Origin of the sequence: Paraburkholderia sp. BL23I1N1, from assembly GCF_003610295.1 — a bacterium.
Lineage (GTDB): Bacteria > Pseudomonadota > Gammaproteobacteria > Burkholderiales > Burkholderiaceae > Paraburkholderia.
This window is the reverse complement of record NZ_RAPV01000001.1, coordinates 72,930-93,825: the sequence shown is the minus strand read 5'-3', so window position 1 is coordinate 93,825 and position 20,896 is coordinate 72,930. Positions and strand designations below refer to the sequence as shown.

Sequence of the window (20,896 nt, the reverse complement as noted above, 5' to 3'; positions counted from 1 at the left end):
CACGGTGCCCATGCGTTGCCCATGCCTTTCCAGCGCATTGCCAAATATGCAGCGCTGAAATATGCCGTGAGCCTTTGTTGGCGGGCCTGACGCGCGAACTAGCCGAAATGGTGCGACTTTCCGTAAGCATTGGTAAGAAAACAGTCGATCGCGCGTCGCGCGCGTCAGTCTAGAATTTCGCCATGAATCCACAGGTCCTTATCGTCGACGACGATCCGGTCGTACGCGATCTGCTTTGCAAGTTTCTGCAGACGAACGGCTTCGACGCATCCGTGCTGCACGACGGCACCCATCTGCAACGCCGGCTCGAACGTGAACGGCCGTCGGTCGTCGTGCTCGACATCATGATGCCGAATACCGACGGCTTACGCGCGCTCACCGCGTTGCGCGCCGCCGGCGACGACATTCCGGTGATCTTCGTGACGGCGCGCGGTACGGTAGCCGACCGCATCGTCGGGCTTTCGCTCGGCGCGGACGACTATCTGACCAAGCCGTTCGATCCACGCGAACTGCTCGCGCGCATCCATACGGTGCTGCGCCGCCGCGGGCCGTCCACCACGAGTGCGCCCGAAGCCCGCAAGCCGTATCGCTTCGGCCCGTTCGAACTCGACTTCTCCACCCGTTCGCTGTCGCGCGAAAGCTCGAAACTGCCGCTGCGCGATAGTGAGTTCGCGCTGCTAAAGATCTTCGTCAACAATCCGTACAAGGTGCTGTCGCGCGTGCTGATTCACGATCTCGTGCATCGCGACAATCTCGCCTTCCGCGACCGCAGCCTCGACGTGCCGATCTGGCGCCTGCGCCGCGTGATCGAAGACGACCCGTCCAATCCTTGCTACGTGCAGACGGTGCGCGGCAAAGGCTACGTGTTCGTGCCCGATGCCGACGGCACGCCGTTCGCCGACGAGGCTGCCTCAAGCGCATGAGAAACCCGCTGAACACGCTATTCGGCAGAATGGCGTTGCTGTCGACGGCGGTGTTGTTCGCAATTCAGGCCGGGTGGTTCGTGCTGGTGGTGATGCAGCCGCCGCGCCACGAAATCGACGGCTTCGCGCGCGGCATTCTGCTGGTGCTGCAGGCCGTCAACGGCGAGCCGATGAAGGGCGCCGCGCTCGCGCCCGCCATGCGTGTGCACCTCGTCCCCACCTGGAACATGCCGTCGAGCGTCCATCTGCACACGCCGACCATGCATCCGCTGGTCGAACTGAGCCGGCATTTGCGCGAGAACCTGCCGCCCGGCACACAGATCGCCGTCGACGACCTGCGTCCGCCCCAGCTATGGGTGCTGTTCCCCGGCAAGTCGAACTGGGTCGTCGTGCCGGTGGACGTACCGCCGCGCCCGCGTTTCCTGGTCGAATCCGTCTCGATGCTGGTGGCCGCGCTGATTCTGTCGCTCTTCGCGGTCTGGCAGATGCAGCGCCCGTTGTCGCGCGTGGCCGACGCCGCCCGCGCGTTCGGCTCAGGCGGCCGGCCGGAACCCGTCACCGAGCAAGGACCGCGTGAACTGCGCGACCTGATCGGCTCCTTCAACGACATGATGCGGCGTCTGAACGAAGCCGGCGATGACCAGGCGGTGATGCTGGCTGGCGTCGCGCACGATCTTAAGGCGCCGCTCACCCGTCTCAAATTGCGCGCGAGCGTACTGGTTGCGGAAAACGAGCGGGCTGGATTGATCCGCGACGTCGACTCGTTGACCAACATCGTGCAGCAGTTTCTGGAGTTTGCCGGTCAATCCGCCGACGCGGGCCCCCCGGTCGAAGTCGACGCATTCCTGCAGGAACAGTTTTCCGCCAGCGACAGCACCGAAACGCCGCTGTTCACGCTCGATCTGCGCGCCGGTTCGTCGTTCACGCTGCCGCGCACCTTGCTCGACCGGCTGGTCACGAATCTCGTCGACAACGCGCTCGAACACGGCTCGCCGCCGGTGGATATCGCCACGGCGCGTAATGACCGGCATTGGGTCATCAGCGTGCGCGATCACGGCTCCGGCATTCCCGACGACCGCATCGCCGCGGCAATGAAACCGTTCGTGCGGCTCGACGCCGCGCGCGGCGGCGAAGGTCATTGCGGCTTGGGTCTCGCGATCGTCGCGCGGCTCGCGCACGATCGCGGCGGACGGTGCCATGTGCGTAATCACGCGCAAGGCGGCCTGGAAGTACGGATCGAATTGCCGGTTGGGCCGGCACAAGCATGAGGCTGGCCGGGAAGGCTGAGAGGCGTTGAGCAGCGTTAGGCACGGGCGCTTACGCGCCCTTACTGAATGGGGTTTCGCGATAGCTATGGCCTTATAGTCACCCCCGGCAACATCGATGCCGCCCTTCTCCGTCCGCCCGGTTACGTAAGGCGGACTTTTTTTCGCCTGTTTTTCATCTGCATCCGCCGACGTGTTCCGTTCGACACCCGGTGCGGCAAGTGCGAGTCAAACGACCAGGCGGTCGTGCAACGTATCAATCGTTGCTTGAGAGAGACCAAGGCCCAGGGTCAGATAGCTCGCCATCGTGCCGTAGCTCGCCTGCACCTGATCGAACCCCGCTTGCAGATAACTTTCCTGGACGTTGAGCAAGGGCGACTTGGCCGTTGCAACGGCGTCGCCATCCTGCGCACGCAACGTGGCGGTCTGCGCCTGGATCGACTGGGCCAGGTAGACGTTGCTCAGCAGATAGTCCTGCATGATGACGTCGAGCGGCACGTTGGCGATGCTGAGCAGGAGTGCCGCAACCCAGCCGGCTCGATCCTTACCCGCATTGGAATGAAACAGTTGCGCGCCGGCGCCATTGGCGAGTCGCGTAAGAAGCTCGCCGTAACCGACACGCTGCGCGGCGCCGGTGACATAGGCACGCGCCTGGGCTTCCATGAACGCGACGGCGGCGCCCGCCGTATCGAACGTCGGCGCGACGAAGTCGCTGACACCCAGGACGTCGAGCGCTTGCGACGTCGCGCCGGTCGGCAGGCTATCCGCGGCGCGCGCGATTTCGCCGGGTGTGCGCAGATCGTAGACCGAGACGATGCCTCGTTTGTCGAGGGCGGCCGCGTCGGCGGCGCTGAGGGTCAGTACGTTCGCGCGATAAAAGGCGCCACGGTGCATCTGCTTGCCGTCGACTGTGGGATAGCCGGCGGCCGCGCCCCCCACATCGCGAAAGTTGCTTACCGAGGCGAGGCGAGGCGTTTCCGGCTGATCAGTGTCCAGATTTCCGCCCCCGCAAGCCGACAGCAGCGAACTCCCCATACTCGAGAGCAGCAGCACGCTTGCCGAGGATTTCAGGAACCCGCGACGCGATTGATAGGCCCGCACAGGCGTACTCGCGGAGCGGCAGGACGGCGAGCAGATTTTTGCGGTTGCGGGCATTGGCTGTGAAGAGGTGGCGAGCGCGAACGTGAAGAGAATTTTCGCAGCGTGAATGCTGCCGGCGCAGTTTAACGGCGGCGAATTATTTTTGGGTTACACGGTAGTAGTTCGTAAGGATGTGGAATGAAATCTCTTACTCCAGCGCCATTTTTGACCACATCTGGCCGCAGAACTCCTCGTCCCCTTAGAATACAAAAAACCACGATCAAGACGCCGGAAGGCGAAACGGCCTGGAGACCCCACAAAAACATGCCCTCTCTCCAATGGTTCACCGAACTGACCCAGCGCGAACGCCGCACCCTCTACGCTGGTTTCGGCGGCTACGCAGTCGACGCTTTCGACTTCATGATCTACTCATTCCTCATTCCGACGCTGATCGCGACGTGGGGCATGACCAAAAGCGAAGCCGGCATGATCGCGACCAGTTCGCTGATTTCGTCGGCGATCGGCGGCTGGCTGGCCGGTATCCTCGCTGACCGCTACGGACGCGTGCGCGTCCTTCAATGGACCATCGCCACCTTCGCGACCTTTACCTGCCTGTCCGGCTTCACCCACTCGTTCTGGCAGTTGCTCACCACCCGCACGCTGCAAGGCATTGGCTTCGGCGGTGAATGGTCGGTCGTGACGATCATGATGGCGGAAACCATCCGTTCCCCTCAGCATCGCGCGAAAGCGGTCGGCACCGTGCAAAGCAGCTGGTCGTTCGGCTGGGCTGCGGCGGCCATCATCTATTGGGCGTTCTTCGCGTTGTTGCCGGAACAGGTCGCATGGCGCGCCTGCTTCTGGATCGGCCTGCTGCCCGCGCTGTGGATCTTCTACATTCGCCGCAATGTCAGCGATCCCGAGATTTTTCTCGAAACGCGCCGCGCTCGTGAGAGCGGTTTCGACACCTCGCACTTCCTGCAGATCTTCTCCTTCCCTCACCTCAAAACAACCGTGCTGGGCAGCGTGCTATGCACCGGCATGCTCGGCGGCTATTACGCGATCACCACCTGGCTGCCGACCTATCTGAAAACCGTGCGCCATCTGTCGGTCTTCAACACCAGCGGCTATCTGATCGTGCTGATCGTGGGCTCGTTCACCGGCTATATGGTCGGAGCGGTTCTGTGCGACAAGATCGGCCGGCGCGCGTCATTCGTGCTGTTCGCGATCGGCTCGTTCGTGCTCGGCATGGTCTACACGATGCTGCCGATCACCGACGGCATGATGCTCGCGCTCGGCTTCCCGCTCGGCATTGTCGTGCAAGGGATTTTTGCGGGCGTCGGCGCGTACTTGTCCGAGCTCTATCCGAATTCGATCCGCGGGTCGGGACAAGGCTTCTGCTACAACCTGGGCCGCGGTCTCGGTTCGTTCTTTCCGATCCTGGTCGGTACCTTGTCGCAAACCATGACGCTGGTTAAGGCGATGGGCATCGTCGCCGGTTCAGGCTATCTGCTGGTGATCGTCGCCGCGGTGTGTCTTCCGGAAACCAAGGGCAAAGTGCTCGGCACGGCCCGTCCTACCGCCTGAAATCGCTGTACACACACATGAAAACGATTGTTCTGGGCGGCGGCGTGATCGGCGTCGCCACCGCGTTTTATCTGCGCCAGCAAGGCTGCGACGTCACCTTGATCGAGCGGGAGCCGGACGTCGCGCTCTCCACCAGTTTCGGCAATGCCGGCGTGATCGCGCCGGGCTATGTGACGCCGTGGGCCGCGCCCGGCATGCCGGCGAAGATCCTCAAGTATCTGTTCAAGCCGGCCTCGCCGCTGATTTTCCGCCCCACCTTCGACCCGGCTCAATGGCGCTGGATCGCACGCTGGCTGCGTGAATGCGACCTCGAACGCTTTCGCATCAACAAGCAGCGCATGCAACGCATCGCTTATTACAGTCGCGAGTGCCTGAATGAATTCCGCCGCTACCATCCCTTCGACTACGGACGCAGCCTGGGTTATCTGCAGTTGTTCCGCAGCGAGTACGACGTCGAACTCGCGCAACCGGCCCTGGCTGTTCTGCGCGACGCGGGTATCGCGCATCGTGAAGTCAGCGCGGCGCAGTGCGTCGAGATCGAACCGGGTTTGCGCTGGGCGCGTCAGACGCCGCTCTCGGGTCTCTATCTGCCCGACGACGAAGCCGGCGATTGCGCCCGCTTCACCCGCGAACTGCGTGCTATCTGCGAGCGCAACGGCGTGCGCTTTCGGTTCGATACAAGCGTGAGCGCGCTCGACGTTCGCGGCGGTATGGTTCACGCGGTGCATATCGAGACCGAGCGCGGCAATGAGAAGTTGCAAGCGGATGCGGTGGTGGTGGCGCTGGGCGTCGACAGTGCGGCGCTGCTCGCGCCGCTCGGCGTGAAGGTGCCCCTCTATCCGGTGAAAGGCTATTCAGCCACGCTGCCCATCACCGACGAAGAAAAAGCCCCGCGTGCGGCACTCATGGACGAGTCGCTGAAAACGGCGATCACGCGGTTTGGCAACAACCTGCGTGTGGCCGGGACCGCTGAACTCGGCAATCGCCAGACAACCTTGCGCGAGCAGGCCTTGCAGACGCTGATGAAAGTGCTCGGCGACTGGTTTCCGCACGCGGCCAATCCGACCTCCGCGCACTTCTGGGTCGGCCGCCGGCCGATGACGCCCGATGGCGCGCCATTGCTCGGTCCTTCGGGCGTGGACAATCTTTGGCTAAACCTCGGTCATGGCTCGACGGGTTGGGCGATGTCGATGGGTTCGGGCCGGGTGGTCGCGGACCTGATTACGCAGCGCAAGCCGGAGATCGATCTCGACGGGTTGACGTTGAACCGGTATCGGAAATGACGGCGCGATCCAACGCATAAACAGGAAGAACGCTGCGCGCGCAGCAAAAAAGGAAAAGCCGGGTCACCCTCTCAGGTGCCCGGCTTTGTTTTTTACCGCTTCGGCGTACTGCTTATATACCGCTTTGTCGTCTCCACCTCGTCCTGCAAGCATTAGCTGGTCTCCAGGCCATCGCGTGGAAACCAGCCTGAGACGTTAGCGCGGCAGTTCCGAATGCCCCATCAGGAATGCATCGACCGAGCGCGCGCATTGACGGCCTTCGCGAATCGCCCACACCACCAGCGACTGGCCACGACGCATATCGCCCGCGGTGAACACCTTGTCCACCGACGTGTAATAGGCCTTGTCGCCTTCGGTCGACGCACGGACGTTGCCGCGGTAGTCCTTGTCGACGCCGAACGCTTCGAGCACCGGCGACACCGGTTGCGTGAAGCCCATGGCCAGCAGCACCAGATCGGCCTTCATTTCGAATTCCGAGTTCGGCACTTCCTGCATCTTGCCGTCCTTCCATTCGACGCGCGCGGCGATCAGCTTCTCGACCTTGCCGTTCTTGCCTTCCAGACGCTTGGTGGCAACCGCCCAATCCCGCGAGCAGCCTTCGTCATGCGACGACGACGTGCGCAGCTTGATCGGCCAGTACGGCCACACGAGCGGCTTGTTTTCTTCTTCCGGCGGTTGCGGCAGCAGTTCGAATTGCGTGACGCTCTTCGCGCCATGACGGTTCGACGTACCCACACAGTCCGAACCCGTATCGCCACCACCGATCACGACCACGTGCTTGCCCTTCGCGAGCAGCTGGTTCGCGACCTTGTCGCCGGCGTTGACCTTGTTCTGCTGCGGCAGGAATTCCATCGCGTAGTGGATGCCTTCCAGCTCGCGGCCCGGCACCGGCAAGTCGCGCGGCGTTTCCGAGCCGCCAGCGATTACCACTGCGTCGAACTGTTCTTTCAGTTCGGCCGGCGTGATGGTTTCCTTTGCCGTGTTGCCGATATGCGCCGGCAGCGAATCGGCCTTGCCGATGAATACGTTGGCGCGGAACGTCACGCCTTCGGCTTCCATCTGGCGCATGCGGCGGTCGATCAGCCACTTTTCCAGCTTGAAGTCAGGAATGCCGTAACGCAGCAGGCCGCCGATGCGGTCGTTCTTTTCGAACACGGTGACATCGTGCCCCACGCGCGCGAGTTGCTGCGCGACGGCCAAACCAGCGGGGCCCGACCCGACCACGGCGACCTTCTTGCCGGTCTTGTGTTTCGGCGGCAGTGGCGCGACCCAGCCTTCGGACCACGCTTTGTCGATGATCGCGTGTTCGATCGACTTGATGCCCACCGGGTCGTCGTTGATGCCGAGCGTGCAGGCCGCTTCGCACGGCGCCGGGCAGATGCGGCCCGTGAACTCGGGGAAGTTGTTCGTCGAGTGCAGCACTTCGATCGCGTTCTTCCAGTCCTGATGGAACACCAGGTCGTTGAAGTCCGGGATGATGTTGTTCACCGGGCAGCCGTTGTTGCAGAACGGAATGCCGCAGTCCATGCAACGCGCGCCTTGAATCTTGGCTTCGTCGTCGGTCAATGCCGCAACGAATTCCTTGTAGTGCTTCACACGCGTGAGCGGAGCTTCGTACGCCTCGTGGCGGCGCTCGAACTCGAGAAAACCGGTTGCCTTGCCCATGTGGTTCTCTTCTCTATCTGTATCAGGTGAGGTGATCTACACCCGCCGCGCGTCGAACGATCGAGCGGCGGCGGGTACGGCTAAATGTGACGTCTGCGATGGCAGGGCTTAAGCGGCGAGCACTTCCTTATTCGCCTTCTTCGCGGCCATTTCGCCCAGCGCGCGCTTGTATTCGGTCGGGAACACCTTCACGAATTGACGGCGCGAGGCATCCCAGTTTTCGAGCAGCGCTTTTGCACGCGGCGAACCCGTGAACTGGAAGTGACGTTCGATGAGACCCTTGAGCAGGGCTTCGTCGGTCGTGCCGCTGTGCCACAGGCCCTTGTCGACCGTGCGTTCCTGTTCGGCCTGTTGCAAGACCGGTTCGAGCGCGACCATCGACTTGTTGCACTTGCCCGCGAACGTGTTGTCCGGATCGAACACGTAAGCGATACCGCCCGACATGCCGGCCGCGAAGTTACGCCCCGTTTCGCCGAGCACGATCACCGTGCCGCCGGTCATGTATTCGCAACCGTGGTCGCCCGTGCCTTCGACAACCGCCGTCGCACCGGAGTTACGCACGCAGAAACGCTCGCCTGCGACGCCGCGGAAGAACGCTTCACCTTCGATCGCGCCGTACATCACCGTGTTGCCGCAGATGATGTTTTCTTCCGACTTGCCGCGGAAATCGTTGGTCGGACGGATGATGATGCGACCGCCCGAGAGACCCTTGCCGACGTAGTCGTTTCCGTCGCCGACCAGATCCAGCGTCACGCCCCTCGCCAGGAACGCGCCGAAGCTCTGACCCGCGGTGCCCTTCAACTGGATGTGAATCGTGTCGTCGGGCAGGCCGTCATGGCCGTACTTCTTCGCGATCGTGCCGGACAGCATCGCGCCGACCGTACGGTTCACGTTGCGCACCGGCTGGATGAACGAGACATGCTCACCCTTCTCGATCGCGGCCTTCGCCTTCTCGATCAGCACGTGATCCAGCGCGCGGTCGAGACCATGGTCCTGCACGTCGACGTGCTTGCGCGCCACGTCTGCCGACACTTGCGGCTGATAGAACACCCGCGAGAAATCGAGACCCTTCGCCTTCCAGTGTTCAACGCCCTTCTTCATGTCGAGCAGTTCGGCGTGACCAATCAGGTCCTCGAACTTGCGGATGCCCAGTTGCGCCATGATTTCGCGCGCTTCTTCCGCAACGAAGAAGAAGAAGTTGACGACGTGCTCCGGCTGGCCCTGGAACTTCGCACGCAGCACCGGATCTTGCGTCGCAACGCCGACCGGGCAGGTGTTCAGGTGGCACTTGCGCATCATGATGCAGCCTTCGACGACGAGCGGTGCCGTCGCGAAGCCGAATTCGTCCGCGCCGAGCAACGCGCCGATCACGACGTCGCGGCCGGTCTTCATCTGACCGTCGGCCTGCACGCGGATACGGCCGCGCAACTGGTTCAGCACCAGCGTTTGCTGCGTTTCAGCCAGACCGAGTTCCCACGGCGTGCCGGCATGCTTCACCGACGACAGCGGCGATGCACCCGTGCCGCCGTCATGGCCGGCGATCACGACGTGATCGGCCTTCGCCTTGGCGACACCCGCAGCAACCGTACCGACGCCCGACTCCGACACCAGCTTCACGGAGACGCTGGCCGCCGAGTTGGCGTTCTTCAGGTCGTGAATCAGCTGCGCCAGATCTTCGATCGAGTAGATGTCATGGTGCGGCGGCGGCGAAATCAGGCCGACGCCTGGCACCGAGTAACGCAGCTTGCCGATGTATTCCGACACCTTGTGACCCGGCAATTGACCGCCTTCGCCCGGCTTTGCGCCTTGCGCCATCTTGATCTGGATCTGATCAGCCGACGCGAGGTATTCCGCCGTCACGCCGAAACGGCCCGACGCCACCTGCTTGATCTTCGAGCGCAGCGAATCGCCGTCCTTCAGCGGAATATCCACGATCACTTCGTCGCCGATCACCGACTTCATGGTGTCGCCGTTCTTGATCGGAATGCCGCGCAGCTCGTTGCGATAACGGTTCACGTCCTCGCCGCCTTCGCCGGTGTTCGACTTGCCGCCGATGCGGTTCATCGCGACAGCCAGCGTGGCGTGGGCTTCGGTCGAGATCGAGCCCAGCGACATGGCGCCGGTGGCGAAACGCTTGACGATATCTTTCGCCGACTCGACTTCGTCGAGCGGGATCGCCTTGGTCGGATCGAACTTGAATTCGAACAGGCCGCGGAACGTCATGTGGCGTTTGGTCTGATCGTTGATCAGATGCGCGTATTCCTTGTACGTCTGGTACGAGTTGCTGCGCGCCGAGTGTTGAAGCTTGGCGATCGCATCCGGCGTCCACATGTGTTCTTCGCCGCGCACGCGATAGGCGTATTCGCCGCCCGCGTCGAGCATGTTCGCGAGCACCGGGTTGTCGCCGAACGCGTCGCGATGCAGACGGATCGCTTCTTCCGCGACGTCGAACAGGCCGATTCCGCCGACCTTCGACGAGGTGCCATTGAAGTACTTCGACACCAGGCCTTCAGCCAGGCCCACAGCTTCGAAAATCTGCGCGCCGGTGTACGACATGTAGGTCGAAATGCCCATCTTCGACATGACCTTCTGCAGGCCCTTGCCGACTGCCTTGGTGAAGTTGTAGACCGCCTTTTCCGCCGACAGGTCGCCCTTCAGGCCCGCTGCGAGCTGGCCGAGCGTTTCCATCGCGAGGTACGGGTGCACGGCTTCCGCGCCGTAGCCCGCGAGCAACGCGAAGTGGTGCGTTTCACGCGCCGAGCCGGTTTCCACGACCAGACCCGCGCTCGTGCGCAGACCATGCTGGACGAGGTGCGTGTGGATCGCGGCCGTAGCCAGCAAAGCCGGGATCGCCACGTTGTCGCGGTCGGTCTTGCGGTCCGACACGATCAGCATGTTGTAGCCGGACTTCACCGCATCGACGGCTTCCGCGCACAGCGACGCGAGACGCGCTTCGATGCCTTCCTTGCCCCAGGCCACCGGATAGCAGATGTTCAGTTCGTACGAGCTGAACTTGCCGCCCGTGTACTGATCGATCGCGCGGATCTTCGCGATGTCCTTGAAGTCGAGCACCGGCTGCGACACTTCGAGACGCATCGGCGGGTTGATGTTGTTCGTATCCAGCAGGTTCGGCTTCGGACCGACGAACGACACCAGCGACATCACCATGTTTTCACGGATCGGGTCGATCGGCGGGTTCGTGACTTGCGCGAACAACTGCTTGAAGTAGTGATAGAGCGTCTTGTTCTTGTTGGACATGACCGCCAGCGGCGAGTCGTTGCCCATCGAACCGACGGCTTCTTCACCGGCTTGCGCCATCGGCGCCATCAGGAACTTGAGGTCTTCCTGCGTGTAGCCGAACGCCTGCTGGCGATCCAGCAAAGCGGCGGCTTCGCGGCGTTCCGTCGCGACGTCTTCGGCCTTCGCCTCGATTTCGTCGAGCTTGATACGCACGGCATCGATCCAGCTCTTGTACGGCTTGGCGTTGGCCAGGTTGTCCTTCAGTTCCTTGTCGTCGATGATGCGGCCGTGTTCCATGTCGATCAGGAACATCTTGCCCGGCTGCAGACGCCACTTCTTGACGATCTTCGACTCGGGAATCGGCAACGTGCCCGCTTCGGACGCCATGATGACGAGGTCGTCGTCCGTGACGATGTAGCGCGCCGGACGCAGGCCGTTACGGTCGAGCGTGGCGCCGATCTGACGGCCGTCGGTGAAGGCGATCGCGGCGGGGCCGTCCCACGGCTCCATCATCGCGGCGTGGTATTCGTAGAACGCGCGGCGGTTGTCGTCCATCAGCGTGTGCTGTTCCCAGGCTTCCGGGATCATCATCATCATTGCGTGGACGAGCGGATAGCCGGCCATCACCAGCAGTTCGAGACAGTTGTCGAACGAGGCGGTGTCTGATTGGCCGGGATAGATCAGCGGCCAGAGCTTCGGCAGGTCGTCGCCGAGCACGTGCGACGCGATCGCGCCGGTACGGGCGTTCAGCCAGTTGACGTTGCCCTTCACCGTGTTGATTTCGCCGTTGTGGGCGATCATGCGGTACGGGTGAGCCAGCTCCCACGCCGGGAACGTGTTGGTCGAGAAGCGTTGGTGCACCAGCGCCAGCGCCGACACCGTGCGCTCGTCCTGCAGGTCGCGGTAGTACACGCCGACCTGGCCCGCCAGCAGCAGACCCTTGTAGACCACCGTGCGCGCCGACATGGACGGCACGAAGTATTCCTTGCCGTGCTTGAGCTTGAGCGCCTGGATGCGATGGCTCGCGGTCTTGCGGATCACGTACAGCTTCCGCTCGAGCGCGTCGGTCACCATGATGTCCTTGCCGCGGCCGATGAAAATCTGACGGATCAGCGGCTCGCTCGCCTTGACGGTGGGCGAAATCGGCATGGTGTGGTCGACCGGCACATCGCGCCAGCCCAGCACGACCTGGCCTTCGGCCTTCACCGTCCGTTCCAGTTCCTGTTCGCAGGCGAGACGCGATGCGTGTTCCTTCGGCAGGAAGACCATGCCGACGCCGTACTCGCCATTCGGCGGCAGCACAACGCCCTGCTTGGCCATTTCCTCGCGATAGAAACCGTCCGGAATCTGGATCAGGATGCCCGCGCCATCGCCCATCAGCGGATCGGCGCCGACGGCGCCCCGGTGGTCGAGGTTCTCGAGAATCTTCAGGCCTTGCTCGATGATCTCGTGGCTTTTCTTGCCTTTGATGTGAGCAACGAAGCCGACGCCGCAGGCGTCATGTTCGTTTTGCGGGTCGTACAGACCTTGCGCGGCGGGAACCGGGTGAGTCGGTTGCTGGTGGTCGTTCATGGGGACACCGTCTGTGAGGGGCCGGACAGGCCGTTAAACCGTTTTTCTATTGCCGCAGTGCGCAGCGCAACCACGTCGGCGACTCGATACGCGGGATGCCGTGCGTACCAAAAAGCGCCGGAATTCGGAATATACGCGACGAATCAAAGGAATAGCAAATAAAACATGATGTTCGATCCCCAATTATCAAATTGGTGCATTGCGAGAATTTTTTATTGGTGCCATACCAAAAAGATGCAAAAGAAAACGGCATGCGAAGATGCCGTTTCGACCGTATCACTTTGATGCGAAATGCTTTATTGGGTCTGTGGCGTCTCGCGAACTTTGCGCGGCCGCCCGCGCGGCAGTGGCGAAACCCGCCGATTGGCGGCCCGCGCCGCCCACTCCCGATAGGAGTCGCTACCCAGAACCCAGCCTTTCAAGGTGGCCTGCTGAAGCTGACTGGCTTCGCGTTCGTCGAGCGGCTGCTCGCACAACTCGCGATAGGTGCGCTGCCGTTCGAACGGCGTGTTGCCGAGCGACCAGTACAACGGGTGATCGGTAATCAGGCTGTCGAGCGTCAGGCCGATGTGGTGACGGTAGCTCGACCAGCGGTAGTCCTCGGGCGCGCTCACGAGTCCGGCGCGGACCGGGCACATCTCGACAACCCGGCTCGCAAGCAGGAAGTAGCGCTCACCTTCGATCACCGTGGCGCGGTAGCGCCCTTCCCACAAGGTGCCGCGGCGCGCGTAACGCCGGTTGAAGTGCGCAACGTAGCGACGCCCCACCGCCTGCATCGCCTTCGGCAGGCTCGACTCTTCAGTCGGCGTGACGAGCAGTTGCACAGCGCCGGGCATCAACGCATACGCATGGATAGATAGGTGATGGTCGCGTGAAGCCGCTTTCAGACAGTCGATGAAAAGCTCGTAGTCCTGGTCGTCGACGAACGCGGGCTGCTGATCGAGTCCACGGAGGATGACGTGCTGCGGCTGGTCAGGGACATAGAGACGTGCAAGCCGTGCCATGCTGGAGTATCCGATAGTCGCGTTGGTATATACCCGAAGGTCCGAAAAGCCGCATGGGCGCTGGGTTCGGCGCGGCGCGGCTTAGCCAGAAACCGCCCGGCGCTTAGGGAGAAAGCTCTAACTGCCGCGTATGGTTTGTTTCAAACGTTGTGGTCATAATGAGCGGGCCTTTTTTGGAGGAGCACATATGAAATTAAAACAGGCCATAACGGGGATCGCGGCGCTTGCCTGCATGACGGCAGCTCACGCGCAATCGGCCGGCAGTTTCTACGCTACGACGGGGTGGTTCCATTTCGCCCCCCAAGACAGTAGCGATCCGCTGAAGGAAACAAGCGCCGGCGGAACACCCGTCAACATTTCACTGCCCGGCACCGGCGCTGGCATCGACAGCTCCGACACCCTCGGCTTAAGCCTAGGCTACTTTGTCACCGATCACATCTCCGCGGAAGCCGAAATTGGCATTCCGCCGAAATTCAATCTGCTAGGTACAGGCACCTTCTCGCAATTCGGTACGCTCGGCTCCGCGAAGCAATGGAGTCCTGCTCTCCTGTTCAAATACTACTTCAACGACGCCGCCGCGAAGTTCCGACCGTATGCAGGCCTTGGCGTCACGTACGTCTGGTTCACCGACGCGAAGATCACCAACACGGCGTTTGAACAAGGCGTACTGCATGGTCCGACCTCAGTATCGACGGATCGTTCCTGGGCACCGGTGTTTAATCTCGGTTTCAACTATGCGATCACCAAACACTGGTTCGCAGGGCTCTCCGTCTCATACATACCGCTTAGCGTAACCGCGAAACTGACCTCGAACGCGTCGACTCCGGTCGGCAACCTGACCGTGACGTCCGAGGCAAAAATCAGGCTCAACCCGATCGTTACTTACGCGAAGATAGGTTACGTGTTCTAGGGAATCCGGCTGTGTCTGCCTGGATCGAACCGTCGCGAACAGTCCGCACCTCGACCAAACGCCGTCACCCATGTGACGGCGTTTTTTTGATTCTATGCCTCTGTCACCCATTATGGTAAATGCCGGATGCATTGTAATTTTGACCACCAATCGACCTTTCCTGTGCAATTTCTGCCACTGGAAACCGTCGACACGTGTGCGATGATCTTGCCGGAACAGCTCGCCGCCTGTGGCATCGAAGTTGCGTCACGCCATGTTTCAGCATGAGTACGCGGAGACTTTTCTCACCTTCATCGACGGAGCGACCATGACAGCACTTCCCAATACGCGAGACGCCCTCGGCGAATCCTGGACAACCACTAGCCGCCGTGCGCGGCGTATCGCTCGCCATAGCCGCCATGCGGTTGAAGATATCGCGGGCGAATTACGCACGCTGGTGTCGGAACTCGAATCCAGCCTGGCGGACGGCACACAGGCCGACGCCGTGGCGCTGCGCAGCAAACTGCGCAAACAGCTCGACGTCGCGCGCGACCGGCTGAACGACGCTCGCGAAGCCATGCGGGAACGCGCCGAAGTCGCGATCGGCAGCGCCGACGACTACGTGCGTGAAAATCCGTGGCAAACGCTTGCGATCGTCGGCGGTGTAGCGCTGATTGCGGGTGCGTTGTTCGCGTCGCGGCTACGGTAGGCCGAGTGCGGTAGGCCGGTCGCACCAGGCGTCCGGCTGATCAATTGTCGTCGATCACGAACAGCCGCTGATACTCCTTCACGGCATATCGATCCGTCATGCCCGCGATGTAGTGGGCGATCAGGCGCGGTTGCTGCGACGCGTCCGTGGATTGATAGCTGGGTGGCAATAGCCGCGGATCTTCAGTGAAGGCGTCGAACAGACCTGCCACCACACGGCGCGCCTTGTTGGCCATGCGCATCACCCGATAGTGGCGGTACAGGTTCTTGAACAGAAAGCGCTTGAGCGCTGCGGCCTGCGCGGCGATCGCTTCGCTATGCGCGACCAGCGGCGGTGCCGCGCGCACAGCGTCCAGCGAGACGGGCGCATGCCTTGCCAGATTGAGCGAGGTCGTATCGATCAGGTCGACGATCAGCGTATTGATGATGCGGCGCACGGTCTCGTGAATCAGCCGGCGTCCCTCGATGTGCGGATAATCCCCACGCGCCGCCTCGAAGTGCGTCTGCCATAACTCCACTTCGGCAAGCTGTTCCACCGTGAGGAGGCCTGAGCGCAGGCCGTCGTCGACATCGTGATTGTTGTACGCGATCTCATCGGCGACGTTGGCGATCTGCGCTTCGATAGAAGGCTGCCGCCCCTCCAGAAAACGCTCACCGAGCGCGCCAAGCCGCCGTGCATTCTCACGAGAACAGTGCTTGAGAATGCCTTCCCGCGTTTCGAAGCAGAGGTTCAGGCCATTGAACGCGCCGTAGTGCTCCTCCAGATCGTCGACTACCGCGAGGCTTTGCAGGTTGTGCTCGAAGCCCCCGTGTTCGCGCATGCATTCGTTCAGCGCGTCCTGGCCAGCGTGGCCGAACGGCGTATGGCCGAGGTCGTGTGCCAGCGAAATGGCTTCGACGAGATCTTCGTTGACGCGCAGATTGCGGGCGACCGAACGGGCGATCTGCGCGACTTCGAGGCTGTGCGTGAGGCGCGTGCGAAACAGGTCGCCCTCGTGATTCACGAACACCTGAGTTTTGTACTCGAGCCGACGGAATGCCGTCGAGTGGACGATGCGGTCGCGATCGCGCTGGAATTCGGTACGCGCACTCGGCGCGGCTTCGGGATAGCGGCGGCCGCGCGACTGGGCGGAATGAGCCGCATACGGCGCGAGATGCGCTTCAAGTGCTTCCTGCGATGGCACGCCGCTCACGGGCGTGCCTGCCGGGTCATGCTGTACATCGTCGCTGCGCCTGTCAGTCACCGGATTCTCCGAAACATGGGCGGCGCCTCGTGACGCTGGTGCATATTGCCTTGCTGCCAGGCCCTCGCCGAGTCGGTCTAGACGGCGGCAGCCAGCGTGGCATGCACCTCGGCGTCGGGCGCCTGGGTGATGAGCGTCTCACCGAAACGCTTCAGCAGAATGAATTTGATCGCACCGGCTTCCGCCTTCTTGTCGACCCGCATGAGTTCGACGTAACGCGAATCGCCGAGCGCGGGCGCCCGGGTGGGCAAATGCGCGGCAACGATCACGTCGACCAGACGCTTGCGCGCCGCTTCGTCGAGAAAACCCATGCGCACCGACAGGTCAGCCGCCATCGCCATCCCGCAGCCGACCGCCTCGCCGTGCAGCCATTCGCCATAACCGAGCCCGGCTTCGATCGCATGGCCGAAGGTGTGGCCAAAATTGAGGATCGCGCGCAGCCCGCCTTCGCGCTCGTCCTGCGCCACCACCGATGCCTTGATTTCGCACGAGCGCTTGACCGCCTCGGCCAGCGCTGCCGGCTCGCAGCGATTGAGCGCCTCGACGTTCGCTTCGATCCAGATGAAGAAACCGGCGTCGGCAATCGCGCCGGTCTTGATCACTTCGGCGACACCCGCTGCCAGTTCTCGCGCCGGCAGCGTGCGCAGCGCGCCGATGTCGGCGATCACGGCTTGCGGCTGGTAGAACGCGCCGATCATGTTCTTGCCGAGCGGATGGTTGATGCCGGTCTTGCCGCCCACCGACGAATCGACTTGCGACAGCAAGGAGGTCGGCACCTGGATGAACGGCACGCCGCGCATGTAGCAGGCCGCGGCAAAACCCGTCATGTCGCCGATCACGCCGCCGCCGAGGGCGATCAGCGTGGTCTTGCGATCGGCGCGCGAACCCAGCAGCGCGTCGAAAATCAGGTTCAGGGTTTCGAGGTTCTTGTACGCTTCGCCATCCGGCAAAACGACCGTGGACACCTGCTTGCCCAGCGGCGCTAGCGCCGCGCGCAGCGTGTCGCCATAGAGCGGATCGACCGTGGTGTTCGTGACGATCATGACCGAGCTGCCGGCGATATGCGGCGCGAACAGCGCAGTCTGGCCGATCAGATCGGCACCGATATGGATGGGGTAGGCGCGTTCGCCCAGTTCGACATTGACGGTATTCATACGGTCCATTATGAAGCAGGATGTTTGGCGACGCCGGCCATCTCGAGCTGCATCAGAACCATGTTGACGAGTCCGTTGACCGAAGGCCGGCCGGTTTCGATCACAAAGTGCGCGCATTCCCGGTATAGCGGATCGCGCACTTCGTAGAGCGCTTCGAGGCGCGCTTTAGGGTCTTCGGTCTGCAAAAGCGGGCGATTCTTGTCGCGCCGGGTGCGCAGCCACAAATCGTGCGGATTGGCGCGCAAATAGATCACCACGCCCCGATTTTGCAGCGCTTGCCGGTTTTCCAGCCGCAGCACCGCGCCGCCGCCCGTGGCCAGCACGATATTGTCGCGCCCGGTCAGGTCGGAAATCACGTGCGCCTCGCGCTCGCGAAAGCCCGCTTCGCCTTCCAGCTCGAAGATCACGGGGATGCGCGCGCCCGTGCGCGCCTCGATTTCATGATCGGAATCGAAGAACGGGCGATCGAGACGGCGCGCAATGGCCCGGCCCACGGTGGTTTTGCCTGCCCCCATGAGCCCTACAAAAAATACATTGGCGTGTGCGTCCCGCGCTTGCAACGGTGTCCTCTGGCTAATCCGGTATGGTTCGTGCCGCAGCTTACTGGCAAAGCGGCTGCCTTGTCGAGCCTGCCGGCCGCCGCTCAACAGCGGTGGCAGCATGCCCCTAATTTGTCTGAACGACGCGCGGCGTGATGAAAACTACCAGTTCACTGCGCTTGTCCCGATGGGCCCGATGGCGAAAAAGCGCCCCTAAAAACGGTATTTTGCCCAGGACCGGCACCCGCGTCACATCGTCCCGGTCGTCGGTCGCATGAATTCCGCCGATCGACACCGTACCACCATCTTCGACTTCGACGCGCGTTTGCACGTGTTTGGTGTTGATCGCGGGCCCGGCATCGATCTGCTCGCCCACGCTGTCTTTCGCAATGTCGAGGTCCAGCACCACTCTGCCGTCCGGCATGATTTGCGGCTCAACCTCCAGTTTGAGCGTGGCGCGGCGAAACTGCACGCCCGACACGCCCTGCCCCACTTTCGCCTGATAGGGCAGCTCGGTGCCCTGCTCGACGACCGCTTTCATCCGGTCCGCCGTCACGATCCGTGGGCTCGAGACGATTTCGCCGCGCCCTTCGGCCTCCAGCGCGCTCAACTCGATGTTCAGGAGCCGCGTCGCCCCGGCTGCGAACAAGGTCAACCCGGCGGTGGCGGCGTCGAAACCGGAAATCGGCCGTGCCGACAGATCGTACATGCCCTCAGTCAAGCCTCGGGCGGTGCCGTCGGCATTGGTGGCCGCCATGGAAAGCCGCACGCCGAGATTGCGCGAAAAACCATGCTCGCCCTCGACGATACGCGCTTCGATCAATACCTGACGGCTCGGCCGGTCGACGGAGGCAAGCAGCGCAGTGATTTGCGCGAGGCGTGCGTCGAGATCGGTGACGAACAGCAGATTGGTGCGCGGATCGGCAGTCGCGGCGCCGCGTTTGGACAGCACGCGCTGGTTGCCGGCACCTGTCAACAGGCGCCGCACGTCTCCCGCGCGTGCATAGTGCAGCTCGAACGTGCGACTTGCGAGCGGCTCAAGATCGGCAGCTCTCGCGTGCGCTTCGAAACGCTGCCGTTCACGCGCGGCCAGATCGGCAATCGGCGCGACCCAGATCACGTTGCCGTGGCGCTCCATGGCTAACCCGTTGACGTCGAGCAAGGTATCGAACGCAGTGCGCCATGGCACTTTGTCGAGCCGCAGAGAAACGGCGCCACGCACTCTCTCGCTCGCGACGGTGTTCAGTCCGGTGAACTGGGCGAACGCGTTGAGCACGGCACCGAGTTCGGCGCGCTGAAAGTTGAGCGAGATCGGTTTGTCGTCGGCGGCGAGGTTAGCGTCTGCAGGCGTTTTCGGCGCGCCGCTCAGCCGCGCAAGCGGAGACAGCGGCACCGGCGGCCCTTCGAGCGCCGCGGCTCCAGTGAGGTCGTCGCGCGCCGTTGCTGCGGATTGCCTCCGTAGCGGCAATGAGCCGTCTGCGTCACTGCCCAGGTCGTCGGTGCGCCCGATTTCGGCGCTTACCTCTGCGCGCGATACGCCGCGCTCGTCGGCGGACTCGTCGCGAAACGGGTTGGGCACTTCGGCAACGACGCCGCGCGGCAGCGGCGGTACGTCGTATCAGGCATCGGGCGGCGCAATGGCGTCGTCGAGTGGCATGATCGCGGGCAGCGGCGACAGCGGTGGAGTCGAAGCATGAACGATGCCGGCGCTTAGACGGTGTTAGGAACTTCGAAGTACTGGGATTGCATGGACAAGCATAAGCATGGCGAAGACGACAAAATGCAGACCTGCGAGTGTTTCGGGCAAGCGTTCGTAGTCGCGAGCGAGGCGTCGAAAGCGGTTGAGCCATCCGAAGCTGCGCTCGACTACCCATCGACGTGGCAACAGCACAAAACCCTTTTTCGCTTCATCGAGCTTGATCACCTGGAGATCAATTCCCTGAGCGCGCGCGGCCTGCGCAGGAGCTTCGCCCGTGTAACCCTGATCGGCAAAGGCCACTTTCACGGTTTCTCCCGTTGCCTGCTGCACCTGGCGCGCCAGCTCTGTCACCTGTGCGCGCTCCTGCTCGTTGGCCGGCGTCACGTGTACGGCGAGCAACTGACCCAGCGTGTCGACCGCCATATGCACCTTGCTGCCACGCTTGCGCTTGTAGCCGTCATAGCCTGCGCGTGGACCGCTCTCACATGTCGATTGCATCGTACGGCCATCAAGGATCACCGCGCTGGGCTGCCCCCGCCGCCCCTGCGCGACACGGATGATTGAACGAAGATCACTCACCATGCATTCGAAACAGCCGGCCGCCAGCCATCGTTGCGTCTGCTGGTACACGAGTTCCCACGGCGGGAAGTTGGTCGGCAGCATTCGCCACGCAGCCCCAGCGCGAGCCATCCAGCGCAACGCATTGAACATCTCGCGCAACTCGTATTTACGCTGTGGTGCACTCTCATCCATCAACATCAGATACGCTGCTACGAAGCTCCATTCTTCGTCTGACACGTCTGTCGGGTACGCTTTACGTTTCTCTCTTGTCATCCCTCCAGGGTACCAGGTTTTGACCGGAAGTTCCTAACACCGTCTAATGCCATGACGGCGATCAGGCTGCGGATCGGGCTCCGAATCGGCTTGCGGATCGGGCTGCTAACCAGTCCCAGAACCAGGTTGCGAATCAAGTCGCGAACCGGGCTCACACGCACGCTTTCAGGCACGCGGCGGCATTCGCCAGATCCAGATCGCACACAAACGCTG

General features: G+C 62.5%; 14 protein-coding genes and 1 pseudogene. 6 read left to right on the top strand and 9 right to left on the bottom strand.

Annotated elements, in window-relative coordinates; translation table 11 throughout:
- Window positions 1-182: 182 nt before the first annotated feature.
- Together B0G76_RS00485 and B0G76_RS00480 are read left to right on the top strand one after the other, a co-directional pair.
- Window positions 183-923: a response regulator gene (locus tag B0G76_RS00485; RefSeq protein WP_120289218.1), complete on the top strand. Its 741-nt coding sequence runs from the start codon at window positions 183-185 to the stop codon at window positions 921-923.
- Window positions 920-2,191 (top strand): ATP-binding protein, encoded by a 1,272-nt coding sequence (locus tag B0G76_RS00480; protein ID WP_120289216.1) that lies wholly within the window; start codon window positions 920-922, stop codon window positions 2,189-2,191. Before B0G76_RS00485 ends, B0G76_RS00480 begins: the two co-directional genes overlap by 4 nt.
- Window positions 2,192-2,416: 225 nt before the next feature.
- Here the strand turns inward: B0G76_RS00480 and B0G76_RS00475 are convergent, their stop codons facing one another.
- Window positions 2,417-3,343 carry a tyrosine-protein phosphatase gene (locus B0G76_RS00475; protein WP_120289214.1) on the bottom strand — a complete coding sequence of 309 codons (927 nt, stop codon included), beginning with the start codon at window positions 3,341-3,343 and terminating at the stop codon, window positions 2,417-2,419.
- A gap of 249 nt (window positions 3,344-3,592) precedes the next feature.
- Between B0G76_RS00475 and B0G76_RS00470 the strand changes: the two genes are divergently transcribed.
- Together B0G76_RS00470 and B0G76_RS00465 are read left to right on the top strand one after the other, a co-directional pair.
- Window positions 3,593-4,852 carry an MFS transporter gene (locus tag B0G76_RS00470; protein WP_120289212.1) on the top strand — a complete coding sequence of 420 codons (1,260 nt, stop codon included), beginning with the start codon at window positions 3,593-3,595 and terminating at the stop codon, window positions 4,850-4,852.
- A 17-nt stretch (window positions 4,853-4,869) separates the two neighbouring features.
- Entirely contained in the window at window positions 4,870-6,135 is a 1,266-nt protein-coding gene (locus B0G76_RS00465; protein ID WP_120289210.1) for a D-amino acid dehydrogenase, read from the top strand.
- Between the two features lie 195 nt (window positions 6,136-6,330).
- Here B0G76_RS00465 and B0G76_RS00460 read toward each other — a convergent pair whose 3' ends face one another.
- From B0G76_RS00460 to B0G76_RS00450, 3 genes are all read right to left on the bottom strand, one after another.
- Window positions 6,331-7,800: a glutamate synthase subunit beta gene (locus tag B0G76_RS00460; protein ID WP_120289208.1), complete on the bottom strand. Its 1,470-nt coding sequence runs from the start codon at window positions 7,798-7,800 to the stop codon at window positions 6,331-6,333.
- 108 nt (window positions 7,801-7,908) lie between these two features.
- A complete protein-coding gene (locus B0G76_RS00455; RefSeq protein ID WP_120289206.1) occupies window positions 7,909-12,612 on the bottom strand; it encodes a glutamate synthase-related protein in 4,704 nt (1,567 codons plus the stop codon).
- A gap of 296 nt (window positions 12,613-12,908) precedes the next feature.
- Window positions 12,909-13,616: a transposase gene (locus B0G76_RS00450; protein WP_120289204.1), complete on the bottom strand. Its 708-nt coding sequence runs from the start codon at window positions 13,614-13,616 to the stop codon at window positions 12,909-12,911.
- Window positions 13,617-13,803: 187 nt separating this feature from the next.
- Between B0G76_RS00450 and B0G76_RS00445 the strand changes: the two genes are divergently transcribed.
- Both B0G76_RS00445 and B0G76_RS00440 read left to right on the top strand, forming a co-directional pair.
- Window positions 13,804-14,526, top strand: a complete 723-nt coding sequence (locus tag B0G76_RS00445; protein WP_120289202.1) for an OmpW family protein — start codon at window positions 13,804-13,806, stop codon at window positions 14,524-14,526.
- 307 nt (window positions 14,527-14,833) lie between these two features.
- Window positions 14,834-15,214, top strand: a complete 381-nt coding sequence (locus B0G76_RS00440; protein WP_120296112.1) for a YqjD family protein — start codon at window positions 14,834-14,836, stop codon at window positions 15,212-15,214.
- A gap of 40 nt (window positions 15,215-15,254) precedes the next feature.
- Here B0G76_RS00440 and B0G76_RS00435 read toward each other — a convergent pair whose 3' ends face one another.
- The 5 genes and pseudogenes from B0G76_RS00435 to B0G76_RS00415 all read right to left on the bottom strand — a co-directional run bounded on the left by B0G76_RS00435 (window position 15,255) and on the right by B0G76_RS00415 (window position 20,683).
- Window positions 15,255-16,457 (bottom strand): deoxyguanosinetriphosphate triphosphohydrolase, encoded by a 1,203-nt coding sequence (locus B0G76_RS00435; protein WP_120289200.1) that lies wholly within the window; start codon window positions 16,455-16,457, stop codon window positions 15,255-15,257.
- Between the two features lie 77 nt (window positions 16,458-16,534).
- Window positions 16,535-17,620, bottom strand: a complete 1,086-nt coding sequence (gene aroB, locus B0G76_RS00430; protein WP_183081962.1) for a 3-dehydroquinate synthase — start codon at window positions 17,618-17,620, stop codon at window positions 16,535-16,537.
- Entirely contained in the window at window positions 17,620-18,171 is a 552-nt protein-coding gene (locus tag B0G76_RS00425; protein ID WP_120296111.1) for a shikimate kinase, read from the bottom strand. Before B0G76_RS00425 ends, aroB begins: the two co-directional genes overlap by 1 nt.
- 106 nt (window positions 18,172-18,277) lie before the next feature.
- Window positions 18,278-19,852: pseudogene (gene pilQ, locus B0G76_RS00420) on the bottom strand (type IV pilus secretin PilQ).
- 18 nt (window positions 19,853-19,870) lie between these two features.
- Window positions 19,871-20,683: an IS5 family transposase gene (locus B0G76_RS00415; RefSeq protein ID WP_120289198.1), complete on the bottom strand. Its 813-nt coding sequence runs from the start codon at window positions 20,681-20,683 to the stop codon at window positions 19,871-19,873.
- Window positions 20,684-20,896 lie beyond the last annotated feature (213 nt).